The organism is Prosthecobacter sp. (assembly GCF_034366625.1).
Classification (GTDB): domain Bacteria; phylum Verrucomicrobiota; class Verrucomicrobiia; order Verrucomicrobiales; family Verrucomicrobiaceae; genus Prosthecobacter.
On sequence record NZ_JAXMIH010000002.1, the window covers coordinates 15,733 to 28,217 of the forward strand.

A 12,485-nucleotide genomic window follows, 5' to 3' on the forward strand; every position below is an offset into this window, starting at 1 on the left:
CTTTCAGCTTTGATTCGTTCGCGCCCCACGCTCATCTCACCCTGCGGGCTTCGCTTCGCTCAGTCTGACTCGCAGCCCGCCATGCTGCTCGGCTCTGCTTTCCCATTTCAGTTTTTCAGCCTTTCAGCCTTCCAGCCTTTCAGCTTTTCAGTCCTCACCTCCTCAACACCCCAATCAACTCATCCACCTTGTTCGCGATCTGCTGCACCTCCGCCTGCGTCGGCGGGTCGCTCACCGTCATCCCCAGCGTGGCCACGGCGTTGCTGTTGCTGCTGCTGGTGGCGATGGCGTCCGTGAGCTGCTGGAGCGAGACCTCGCCGGGAGCGCCCGGCGGCCCCTGCTCGCCCTGGATGCCCGGCGGGCCCTGGCTGCCATCGCTGCCGTTGCTGCCCGTCTCACCCTGCGGGCCGGTGGGGATGCCAAAAATGAAGTGCAGCGTGCCGTCGGTCACATCGAGGGTCACCTGGGCCGGAGTGCCCGTCGGCAGCGTGTTCGTGCCATCGACGATGGCGGCACTGATGGTTTGAATGGCATCAATGAGATCCTTGAGGCCATTCAACTGCCCGCGCATCTGCACCGCATCGATCTCGGTGCCGGCTTGAGGGAGAGTGGGGTCGAACATAGGAAGAAAAGCTGAAAGCTGAAATACTGAAAAGCTGAGCCGAGCAGCCTGGCGGGCTGCGAGACCGACTGAGCGTAGCGAAGCCCGGAGGGCGACACGAGTGTGAGGCACGAGGGAGTCAAATGAGAAAGCTGAAAGCTGAAATACTGAGCTGAGGCGACTGGCAGGCTCGTTCTCGTCCTCCTCCTCTTACTCCTCCTCCTACTCCCTGAAGCTTGAGCCAAAAGACGACCAAAAAGGGAGGCGGAGTAGGAGTAGATCCTTGAGGCCGTTCAATTGTCCGCGCATCTGCACCGCGTCGATCTCGGTGCCGGCTTGAGGAAGAGTGGGGTCGAACATAGTGGTCCGCACAGTCCCTGTGCGGTCAGGTTTCAAAGTTCAGGGTGCTTGGTGCTTGGTTGGGAGTGTCACAGTGATTGGCGATTGCATCGTTCTCGTCCTCCTACTCGAACTCGTCCTCGAAAGGGCGTGTGGAGTGCGGTGCGGAGCTTCTGAGTGCTGGCGGAGCTATAGAAGAGAGGGGAGGGGGGAAAAGCTGAGAGTAGAAATGGGAAAGCAGAAAGCAGAGCCGAGCGGAGCGAGACAGCCTGCCGTAGGCAGCCCGCAGGGCAGCGCCGGAGGGCGATGGCAAATGAGAAAGCTCTTATTCAGAATTTCAGCTTTCCTCTTTGGATTTCAGCTTTCAGCATTTCAGCTTTCAGCTTTTGCTTCGCTACGGGCTCACCGTGATCTTCGCCACATCGCACCAGTCGCCATTGGGCTGTCCGGCGTCCCAGAACATGGCGCGGTACTCGCGCACCTCGGCCTGGTTGGCCACCAGCAGGGCGCGGGTGTCGATGTGGGGGCTCTTGGTCGAGATGGTCAGGAACTCCCAGGCACCGCCGTTGCGGCGGCTCTCGATCCAGAGGCCCTGGTGGCCATCCTTGAAGAACTTCAACAGCACCTGCTGCTGCTCCGGCACCTGATTGAGCAGCAGGCTGATGCGCGGCACGCCACCACCCGGCGGCGGCGGCGGCAGTTCCTCGCCCACCACGCCCAGCAGCAGGCCGATGCCCTCCGTGTAGCCCGGCGCGCTCTTGATCATGCCCACAAAGCGGAAAAGGCGCGCCAGCGCGCCCGGCAGCACCGCCGTCAGCCCGGCGGGCGGGGCAGGGGGCAGGAACTCCGGCAGGGTGAAGGGTGTCGCGCCAGTGCCGTACTTCAGCACCTCCACCTGTCCCGTCGAGCCCGGGCCGAACTCGCGCACACTGTTGAGCCACGCACCGGTGGCATAACCCAGATGGCGGGAGTCATTGACGCTGGCGGTGACGTCTCCCAGCACCAGCCCGATGTTCACGCCGTGTACGATGAGCTGGTCGCTGTAGTTGAAGTGCCAGGGGGACTGTTCGGCCACCTTGCTAGGATAATAGAATTTGCGTTTCATGTGTTTGGTTCGTTTGGTTGTTTCTGCGAGCGTGATCAGCACCGGCGGAGGAGGAGCCGAGGGGGACCACAGGATTCCAGAATTCCAGGTGACGCCGCTGTTCCACAGCGCCATCACCCAGCCCTCCGGGAAAGGGTTGTCATGGAGACATGCCTGGCCCTCTCAGGCCCGCGATGCACCGCATGATTCTTAGGATCAAAAGCCCACTCTTGGGCTTCTTTGGACGTGCCAGAGAATTCGCTGGCTGAGAAAATCAATTCATTGGGCGAGCCAGAGAGTTCCTTGGCTGAGAAAATCAATTCATTGGGCGAGCCAGAGAGTTCCTTGGCTGAGAAAATCAATTCACTGGATGAGCCAGAGAATTCATTGGCTGAGAAAATCAATTCACTGGACGAGCCAGAGAGTTCTTTGGACGAGAAAATCAATTCACTGGATAAGCCAGAGAGTTCCTTGGCTGAGAAAATCAATTCACTGGATGAGCCAGAGAGTTCTCTGGCTGAGAAAATCAGTTCCTTGGGCGAGTCAGAGAGTTCTTTGGACGAGAAAATCAATTCACTGGACGAGCCAGTCGTCCTCCCAGCCGATCCAGCATCCAGACGGGCCAGGGCCGTGAGGTGCTCGGAGTGGCAGGGCGTGCGTTTCATCGCCGCTTATTCCAGCACCGCCGCGCCGTTTTGGCGAAGAAACAACTGGCCACCTTGGCGGCTTTTTTAGGAAGCCCCGCAGGGCGGGTTCCTGTCCTGCGGTTTTCGCGCCGCCCACGCCATCGCCTCCTCCGCCAGCCGCTCGGCCACGGCCATCAGCTCCACCAGCTTGATGCGCATGCCCAGGCAGAGCTGTTCCAGCGTCACCATCCAGCCGCCCCGTTTCCGGCCTGCCTCCAGGCGTTTCACGGCGGAGTCACACACATGGGCCGCCAGGGCCAGTTGCTTCTGCGTCATCCGCCGCACGCCCCGCCAGAAGATGATCGCCTGGCCGATGAAATCGGTGGCGCGGTAGCGGCCGTCAGGATGGGTTATATCAGGTGTTTTCATGGGTTGAGTCAGTAAAAAAACAAGATTCAAAGGGGGCCAACTGGCCACCTGCTCGAAAATAAGCCCAAAAAAAGCCCGCCAAACAAGCTTGAATGTGTAAGTAAATTTCAATATTCAAGGCCCTCTCATCCTTTCCCAGCCACGCTCCACCGCTCCACCGCTCCACCTACCGCCTCGAACGCTACCGCCAGCAGCGGCCCGGCGGGTTGTAAAGAGGCCACCACCAATCCATCCCCTTCAGGCAGCCAGAAGTCACATGGCCTACGGAACACACCGAAAGCACGGAAGTCTCAAGGCAAAGACACTCCGGTTTCCGTGGGTTCCGCGTGTTCCGCGTGTTCCGTAGGCACTCCTTGCCGCATTCAGTTTCCAGCCTCAAGAATCGAGCTGCCAGCATCCGGCAATCCTTGCCTTCGGATTCATCTCCGCGTTAAATCGGCAAAACCTTTACGCGTCTCCCTTTGCCCACATGATCTGGATTGCCCCGCCTGAAAAAGACCTCGCCACCGATACCTTGGAGAAGCGGCTCTGGTCGGCGGCGAATCAGCTCTGGGCCGGGGCTGGGCTGAAGCAGTCGGACTACTCGGAGCCGATTCTGGGGCTCATCTTCCTGCGCTTTGCGGAGGTGCGGTTCATGGTGCGGCGGGCGGAGCTGGAAAAGACCAGCGCGTCCTCGCGTCGCGGGTCCAAGGTGGATGACCCGGCTTCCTACATTGAGCAAAACGTGCTCTACCTGCCAGCGGGCGCTCGCTTTGCGGAGCTGCTCCAGCTCCCGGAGGGCACGGACATTGGCAAGGCGGTGAACGAGGCCATGAAGGCTATCGAGCGAGATAATCCTCACATGGCGGGCGTGCTGCCGAAGGGCTTTCAAATCTTCGATTCCCTCCTGCTCAGCAACCTGCTGAAAACCCTTTCCACCATCCCCGCCGACCTGGAGGGTGACGCCTTCGGGAAGATCTATGAATACTTCCTCGGCACCTTCGCCATGAGCGAGGGGCAGAAGGGCGGCGAGTTCTTCACGCCTCTGAGCATCGTCCGGCTGATTGTCGAGATCTTGGAGCCGTTTCGCGGGCGCATCCTCGATCCCGCCTGCGGTTCCGGTGGCATGTTCGTGCAGAGCGCCCGTTTCGTGCAGGCTCATAAGCTGAACCCCAACGGCGAGCTCAGCATCCATGGGCAGGAGCGTGTGGATGCCACGGTGCGAGTGTCGCGCATGAACTTGGCAGTCCACGGCCTGGAAGGTGACATCAAACACGGCAACACCTACTACGAAGACCTGCACAAGAGCACGGGTCGCTTCGACTTCGTCTGTGCCAATCCGCCCTTCAACGTCAGCCAGGTGGACAAGGAACGCCTCAGCGCCGAGGCCGGCCCGGGTCGCCGCTACCCCTTCGGCTTGCCGCGCACCGACAACGCCAACTACCTCTGGATTCAGGATTTTTATTCGGCGCTCAATGAGAAAGGCCGCGCCGGCTTCGTCATGGCATCGGGAGCTGAAACCGCCTCCGGTTCCGAGAAAGACATCCGGCAGAAAATCATCGAAGCCGGAGCCGTCGATGTCATGGTCGCTGTCGGCCCCAAGATGTTCTACACCGTCACGCTGCCGTGCATGTTGTGGTTTTTTGATCGAGGCAAAGCCAAGACGCCGCGTGCCAAGCAGGTGCTCTTCATCGATGCGCGACACATTTACCGCCAAGTAGATCGTGCCCACCGCGACTGGACTGATGCGCAGATCAGCTTCATGGCGAACGTTGTGCGACTGTATCGTGGAGAAAAACCAGATTACACGCTCGGCGGAAAAGAAACGCAGGAGAAGATCGAAGAGCTGTTTGGTTCCAAGCCGCATTATCAAGACGTGCTGGGTCTCTGCATGTCGGCTTCGCATGACAAGATCGAGGAGCAAGGCTGGGCATTAAGCCCGGGCCGCTATGTCGGAGCGGCTCCCGGTGAAAGTGTCACGGATGCGGAGTTTAAGACCCAGCTCCAAACTTGGAACGAAGAGCTCGAAACACTCAACGCCCAGGCCCGCGAACTGGAGCAAACCATCGCCAACAACATGGCCGAAATTCTGGACGCATGACGATGGCGAAAAATGGCAGCGATGATTGGCAGACTGCGAAGCTCGGCGATGTAATCGAGCTGTTCGATACTCAGCGCGTGCCCCTCAACAGCGGAGAGCGGCAGCAGCGGCAAGGCATCTACCCGTATTACGGTGCGCAAGGAATCATCGACCATATTGACGGCTACATCTTCGACGGACGCTACATCCTTGTCGCCGAGGATGGGGAGAACCTGAACAGCAAGAAGCTTCCGCTCGCACTGTTCGCAGACGGAAAGTTTTGGGTAAACAACCATGCCCACATTCTGCGTGGGAAACCCGGCGTTGCGGATGACACATTCCTCCTCGCTTGCCTGAACAACGCGGATATCAAACCATACGTCACGGGCGCAGCACAGCCAAAGCTCTCACAAGGAAACTTGCGGCAGATTGAAATTCCACTTCCTCCGCTCCCCGCCCAACGCCGCATCGCGGGCATCCTGTCGGCCTACGACGAGCTGATCGAGAACAGCCAGCGGCGCATCCGGCTGCTGGAGGACATGGCCCGCGCCCTCTACCGCGAGTGGTTCGTCCACTTCCGCTTCCCCGGCCACGAATCCGTCCCCCGCGTCCCCTCCGCCCTCGGCGACATCCCGCAGGGCTGGGAGGTTAAGAAGCTCGGCGACATCGTCGAACTCAACTACGGTAAGGCATTGAAGAAGGAAGACCGCCGGGAAGGTGAGTTTCCAGTATTCGGTTCCAGCGGGCAAGTGGGCTCACACGACACCAGTCTGGTGAAGGGCCCGGGAATCATTGTCGGACGAAAGGGCAACGTCGGAAGCGTCTTCTGGTGTGATGGAGACTTCTTCGTGATCGACACGGCTTACTTCGTCACCTCTGCGCTGCCGCTGCGGTTCCTATTTTACGTCCTGCCAACGCTCAACTTCATCAACAGTGATGCCGCTGTTCCCGGCCTTAGCCGCAACCAAGCCTACACTTTGGAAGTGGCAGTTCCGCCCGCTGCGCTACTCACGAAGTTCTGTGAGCTTGCCGAAACGTTAGAAAAACAGGCTTCCACCCTCCAACGCCAAATCCAAATCCTCCGCCGCACCCGCGACCTGCTGCTGCCGCGTCTGCTGTCGGGTGAGATGAATATAGAAATCAACTGATTGACCTTATGAAAATCAAAGAACACTCCCTAAAGCTTGATCTTCACGTTCACAGCCCAGCGTCCATCGACTTCCTTGGCAATAAATCTGTTCGCGGCTACGCCGAATTGGTTAAGGCGTTCGTGGATGAGGAAGTTGATGCGATAGCCATCACGGATCACAACACTATCAACGGCTACTTGGAATACCGCCGACAATTGGATGCCGCGAAGGAAACTTATCGTTTGATGGCCGCACGCGACGACAGTTCGTCAGTCGTGAATGATCTAAAGTGCGAGGTCGAGCGGTTTGAAAGGCTTCTCGTGTTTCCAGGAGTTGAAATTACCGCCTACCCAAACATTCACGTCATTCTTCTATTTGACGACTGCGTTGTTTCCCAAGTGACTGACTTTTTGACCAACGACTTGGACTTAGGCGAAGCTGTGCAGCGGGGAGATCCCAAAAAATGCTCCAAGCAGTCAGTCGTTGCGCTGCTGGACTTGGCGGCATCTCGGTTCGGTGATCGCTTCTTTTGCATCTTGCCGCATGTGGAAACTTCAAAAGGAGCATGGGAAGAACTCGGAAAAGGGGCGGCACGTGTGGAACTTTTCAGAGACGAACGGGTAGTGGCTGCTCAATTTTCAAATCCTGACACAGTTAAACATATCAGCCAGACCGTCACTGATAACACCTACAAACGAAAAGCCCCGCTAGGGTTTATTCAATGTTCGGACTACCACGGTGCCCCCAACATCAAACCCGCCTCGCAATTCTCAATTCTAACGGAAAGCAAGCCACTCGACTTTGACGTCTTGAGAAGTGGCCTCATTGATCCTAGTCGCGTTCGCTGCTCTCACGAGTTTGTAGAGGAGCGTTTAGAACGCTTCGTGAAAGACCGGCCCCAAGTGGTGTTTGACTTCACCAATAAACTCGAAATCGAAACGGGTATGCGGAAGGATCTGGCGCGGGCACTTTGCGGGATTCTAAACTCCGGCGATGCGCTTATTCGGTTAAACCTTTTCAATATAGCTGATGAGACCAGCCGCATTGCTGAGCAAATCTCTGCGTTATTTCAGGATTTGCAGAATGACCTGGACCCTGACGAAAAATTCAGCTTCACGATTTCGCAATTTCATCAGAGCACCTCTCGCCAGCGATATTTCATTTCTATTAACCGCAACTCAAAATTACGGCTGTTAGACGGGATTTGCTGGGTTGTAGATGGTCCAAAACCTCAACCGGCTCCAGCCTGGCGCATCGAACAAATTGTTGCGAAAGTCCATTACCAACGTGTGGGAAAGACCAAGCAAAAAGCACTTGAATCAGCCTCGACTCATCTCATCCGCGTCTCGAATGCGTTTCCAGCGATGGCGATTTCTGCGCGTCTTGAGCCGTTGCTGTCTCGGAACAGGTGTGGTCCTTTTGAATTCAAAATGCTCGATCCCAATTACCCTTCCTCGCTTAGAGATGACTTTGGGTGCCTGAACGGCTACGCGGACGGGGATTTCATCCAGATTAGGTCGGGGGATTTGAAGGGCGGCAGACAAAATGAACAGCGAGATTACTACCGATTTAGTGCGCCGATTTTCAACTATCGTGGTCGAAAGGCGGAGGGTGGAGAATCAGCCGGACCAAACTCTGTGTTGGTGTTTCCTGAGGGGGGCGCAATCTACGCTAAAAGACAGATGGTTGTCCATGCACCATTCCCTGTGTTTGAGGTAAAACTATCAGCCGAACACGGACTCGGAACCAAAGCTGACGAAGAGATGACATTGGGATTCACCGCATGGTTGAAATCTTCATTTCTGTTGTGGTATTTGAACTCGGTTTATCAAACAGACGATGTGTTTGACATTATGGCGGAAAAGCGGCGAGTGCCGCTCACATCGGACAGCAAATTCATTCGGAGTCTCAGCGTTTTTGCAAAGAATATCGTGACGGCGGAACATGCTGTCCTAACGGCTACGGCTAATGAGCATCCAAACAAGGAGGAGCGTGCGCGAATTAGTGAACTCATCAAGAATCACAACGAGTCGGTCAGGGACAATATGCGTCTGATCGAAAGAGAAGTTTTTCGTCACCTTGCCTTCAGTCCAGATGAAATTCGTGAAGTCTATCGTGTGCTGCGTGCTTTGGACCTCTATGACTACGAGATCAGCTCTACGCTTGATGAATTCGTTAAAGAAGTAACCAGTTAAACGGGATGCCCCACGCCTACACCGAAGACCAACTCGTCGAGCAGCCCGCCATCGGGCTGTTTGAGGATCTTGGCTGGGAGACGGTGTCGGCAGCAGAGGAGACTTTTGGCGTCAGCGGTACGCTCGGACGGATGGTGAAATCGGAAGCTGTGCTCACCGGGCGGTTGCGCACGGCTTTGGAGCGGCTCAACCCCACGCTGCCACCGGAGGCGATCACCTCGGCGATGGATGAGCTGACGCGGAACCGCTCGGCGATGAGTCCAGCCGCGGCGAACCGGGAGCTACATGAGCTTTTGAAGCAGGGCATCAAGGTCAGCGTGCCGGACAGAGAACGCGGGGGGCAGAAGCCGGAGCGGGTGCGGGTGATCGATTGGGAGAACCCAGAGGCGAATGATTTCCTGCTGGTGAGCCAGATGTCCATCCAAGGGCCGCTCTACCTGCGGCGGCCGGATTTGATCGGCTTCGTCAACGGGCTGCCGCTAGTGGTGGTAGAGCTGAAAAAGTTGGGAGTGCCCGCGCAGCAGGCTTTCTCAGACAACCTGACCTGCTACAAGGCGGACATCCCGGCGCTGTTCTGGGGCAATGCGCTCATGATCGCCAGCAACGGCACGGACAGCCGCGTGGGATCGCTGACGGCGGACTGGGAGCGGTTCTTTGAGTGGAAGCGCATCGCCAGCGAGGACGAGCCGCGCCGGGTTTCCCTGGAGGTGATGATTCGCGGCACCTGCGACAAGACGCGTCTGCTGGATCTGGTGGAGAATTTTATTCTCTTCTCCGAGCATAAGGCCGGGCTGGTCAAAATCGTGGGGCAGAACCATCAGTTCCTCGGCGTGAACAACGCCATCGCCGCCAGCCTGAAGGCCCGCACGGAAGGCCACGGGCGCGGCGGGGTGTTCTGGCAGACGCAGGGCAGCGGCAAGAGCTTCTCCATGGTGTTCTACTCCCAGAAGATCCTGCGCACCGTGCCGGGCGACTGGACCTTTGTGATCGTGACGGATCGTGTGGAGCTGGACGAGCAGATCGCCACGACCTTCAAAGCTTGCGGTGCGGTGAGCGAGGCCGAGGGCGAAATCTGCCACGCCAGCAGCGGCGAACATCTGCGCGAGCTGCTGCGCGGGAATCACCGCTACGTCTTCACGCTCGTACATAAGTTCCAAACGCCTGAGATGCTGACGGACCGGCGGGACGTGATCGTGTTGACCGATGAAGCGCACCGCAGCCAGTATGACACGCTGGCGCTCAACATGCGCGCAGCGCTGCCGAACGCGATCTTTGTGGCTTTCACCGGCACGCCGCTGATCGCGGGCGAGGAACGGACACGCGAGGTGTTTGGCGATTACGTCTCCATCTACGACTTCCAGCAGTCCGTGGAGGACGGCGCGACGGTGCCGCTGTTCTACGAGAACCGCACGCCGGAGCTGCATCTCGACAATCCCGACCTGAACGAGGACATCTATGCGTTGATCGAGGAAGCCGAGCTGAGCGCGGACGCCGAGGAAAAGCTGCAACAGGAACTGGGCAAGCAATACCACCTCATCACTCGCGATGACCGCCTGGAGACGGTGGCGAAGGACATCGTGAACCACTTCCTGGGCCGTGGCTTCCAAGGCAAGGCGATGGTGGTAAGCATCGACAAAGCCACCGCGCTGAAGATGCACGCGAAGGTGCAGAAGCATTGGATGGCGGAACAGACACGCGTCTGGAAGGAGCTGGAGGAGTTGTCTCGCTCCAAACCGCTGCAGCCAGGTCAGCGCAAAGACGAGGCGAAGGATGATTATGATGCCGACAAGGTGCGCGAATTGCAGCGTAGGCTGGATTTGTTGGAGCACACGGAGATGGCGGTGATCGTCTCCAGCGAGCAGAACGAGATCGCCAAGATGGCGGCAAAGGGCATCGACATCGTGCCGCATCGCAAACTCATGAACGACGAGGCGCTGGACGAGCGCTTCAAAGATCCGAAGGACGAGCTGAGTCTCGTCTTTGTCTGTGCCATGTGGCTGACCGGCTTCGACGCCCCAAGCTGCTCGACGATCTATCTCGACAAGCCGATGCGGAACCATTCGCTGATGCAGACCATCGCGCGTGCGAACCGCGTCTATCCCGGCAAGCACAGCGGCCTGATCGTGGACTACGCCAACGTCTTCGCCTCACTGGAGAAAGCGCTGGCGATCTATGGCGCTGGCAAAGGCGGCAAGACACCCGTGCGCGACAAAAAAGAACTGGTGGCGCAACTGCGTGCCGCCTTGAAGGACATGGCGGAGTTCTGCCAGACGCAGGGCGTGAACCTGACCGCTATTCACGAAGCCGAGGGCATGGAAAAACTGAACCTGCTCAAGCTGGCCGTGGATGCGCTCATCTCTCCCGATGAACTGCGAAAACAATTCCTCGGCCATGAGAAGCTGGTGCGTACGCTGTATCAGGCGGTGAAGCCCGACAAGGCCGCCATCGAGTTCGCCGGCATGTGCTCGCTGCTCGCCACACTCGCGGATGCCATCAAAGTGCAGACCGGTGAAACCGAGACGCCCGACATCACGCCGATCATGGGCAAGCTGAACGACTTGCTGGATGAATCCATCGGTGCCGAAGGTTTCACCATCGCCGAAGGCAGCGCTGGAGCGCGGCATGGCGTGATCGATCTCTCACGCATCAATTTCGAAGCGCTGGCGAAGAAGTTCAAAGAGTCGAAGCAGAAGAACCTCGACATCGAAAAGCTCAAAGCCGCGATCCGCGCCACGCTGGACAAAATCATCCGCCTGAACCGCACACGAATGGATTACCAGCAGAAGTTCGAGGAACTGATCTCCAGCTACAACGCTGGCAGCCGCAACATCGACCAGCTCTTTGAGGAACTCCTCAAGCTCAGCCGCGAACTCAGCGAGGAACAGACAAGGCACGTCCGCGAGAACATGCTGCCTGACGAACTGGTCATCTTCGACATTCTGACCCGTCCCGCGCCCAACTTGAGCGAAGCCGAACGCGAAGAAGTGAAGAAGGTGGCACGGCAACTCCTGCTGAAGGTGCAGGGCTTGTTGGCTCTCGACTGGCAGAAGCGCGCCGGACCGCGCGCCCAAGTCAAAGGAGCGATCTCCGACACGCTCGACGAAGGTTTGCCCAGAGCCTACGACAAGCCGCTCTACGAAGCGAAGGTGGAGGCAGTGTTCGAGCACTTCTACGAAACTCAGGCGGCGGCGTGAACCGGCGGAGAGGAGTCTCCGCGCTCCCGTCTCACCTCTTCAAGCCCTGCCTTCACCGCCTCTCCGCCGTCGTGAGCGGAGTCACTGGATCAGCCATGCGGCGGCCTTGGAGTTCGTTCAGGCGGCAGGTGGGAAGATGCGGCAGCACATGCTTGGCGAAGAGATCGCATTCATCGAAGAGGAAATGGGGTCGGTGTGCAACTGTCTGACCGACGCACTATCCAGGCCCAGGCGCTCCTTTAAAACAGCCCCGCTCGCCGGAGCTTCAGCAGCAGATCGAGCTGACGCTGCCGCCGCTCGGCTGCCCTGATTCAACCGCAGCGGCATGAGTTCCAGATGGGCGATGACGGGACGGGGAATGATGAAGGATGAAGGATGACTGGGAGAGAAGGCCGTTGGCGGTTCATCCTTCGCAGAAGCTCTGCTTCGGAGAATGGATGGTTGACGGTGGTTTGCCGTTGTTGACGGTGGTTCTTCCAACCGGACCGAAGAGCCGGAGGCTGGACCTTGAGACGGCTTCCGTTCTCCCGAATAACGTGGCTGGTAAAAGATGGGTGGTAAAAAAGGGGAACCGCCGTTTTCCGATCTTTTACCGCCCATTTTTGACCAGAGAAAGAGACTCCCTGGTTCACACGCCCATCCGTCGTTCCGATGCTCCGTTCCGTTCTCCGTTCCGTTCTCCCGAATAACGTGGCTGGTAAAAGATGGGTGGTAAAAAAGGGGGACCGTCGTTTCCCGATCTTTTACCCCCCCCCATTTTTGACCAGAGAAAGAGACTCCCTGGTTCACACGCCCATCCGTCGTTCCGATGCTCCGTTCCGTTCTCCG

Annotated in this window: 8 protein-coding genes; 4 read left to right on the forward strand and 4 right to left on the reverse strand. The window is 57.9% G+C overall.

The genetic code is table 11. The annotated features are described in order from the left end of the window. Positions 1-154: 154 nt before the first annotated feature. From U1A53_RS00510 to U1A53_RS00525, 4 genes are all read right to left on the reverse strand, one after another. Positions 155-622, reverse strand: a complete 468-nt coding sequence (locus U1A53_RS00510; protein ID WP_322278180.1) for a collagen-like protein — start codon at positions 620-622, stop codon at positions 155-157. Between the two features lie 712 nt (positions 623-1,334). Next, entirely contained in the window at positions 1,335-2,045 is a 711-nt protein-coding gene (locus U1A53_RS00515; RefSeq protein ID WP_322278182.1) for a hypothetical protein, read from the reverse strand. A 113-nt stretch (positions 2,046-2,158) separates the two neighbouring features. Continuing rightward, complete coding sequence (locus tag U1A53_RS00520; protein ID WP_322278184.1) at positions 2,159-2,689, reverse strand: hypothetical protein; 531 nt, start codon at positions 2,687-2,689, stop codon at positions 2,159-2,161. Positions 2,690-2,755: 66 nt separating this feature from the next. Then, on the reverse strand, positions 2,756-3,079 hold the full coding sequence (locus U1A53_RS00525) for a helix-turn-helix domain-containing protein (protein WP_322278186.1): 324 nt from the start codon (positions 3,077-3,079) through the stop codon (positions 2,756-2,758). A gap of 469 nt (positions 3,080-3,548) precedes the next feature. Here U1A53_RS00525 and U1A53_RS00530 point away from each other — a divergent pair, with 469 nt between their 5' ends. The 4 genes from U1A53_RS00530 to U1A53_RS00545 are packed head-to-tail and all read left to right on the forward strand — an operon-like array spanning position 3,549 to position 11,657. Beyond that, a complete protein-coding gene (locus tag U1A53_RS00530) occupies positions 3,549-5,159 on the forward strand; it encodes a class I SAM-dependent DNA methyltransferase (protein ID WP_322278188.1) in 1,611 nt (536 codons plus the stop codon). Next, positions 5,156-6,286 (forward strand): restriction endonuclease subunit S, encoded by a 1,131-nt coding sequence (locus U1A53_RS00535; protein WP_322278191.1) that lies wholly within the window; start codon positions 5,156-5,158, stop codon positions 6,284-6,286. The genes U1A53_RS00530 and U1A53_RS00535 overlap by 4 nt, the downstream gene beginning before the upstream one ends. An 8-nt stretch (positions 6,287-6,294) precedes the next feature. Beyond that, on the forward strand, positions 6,295-8,463 hold the full coding sequence (locus U1A53_RS00540; RefSeq protein ID WP_322278193.1) for a hypothetical protein: 2,169 nt from the start codon (positions 6,295-6,297) through the stop codon (positions 8,461-8,463). A 5-nt stretch (positions 8,464-8,468) separates the two neighbouring features. Next, a complete protein-coding gene (locus U1A53_RS00545) occupies positions 8,469-11,657 on the forward strand; it encodes a type I restriction endonuclease subunit R (protein WP_322278195.1) in 3,189 nt (1,062 codons plus the stop codon). Positions 11,658-12,485: the final 828 nt, after the last annotated feature.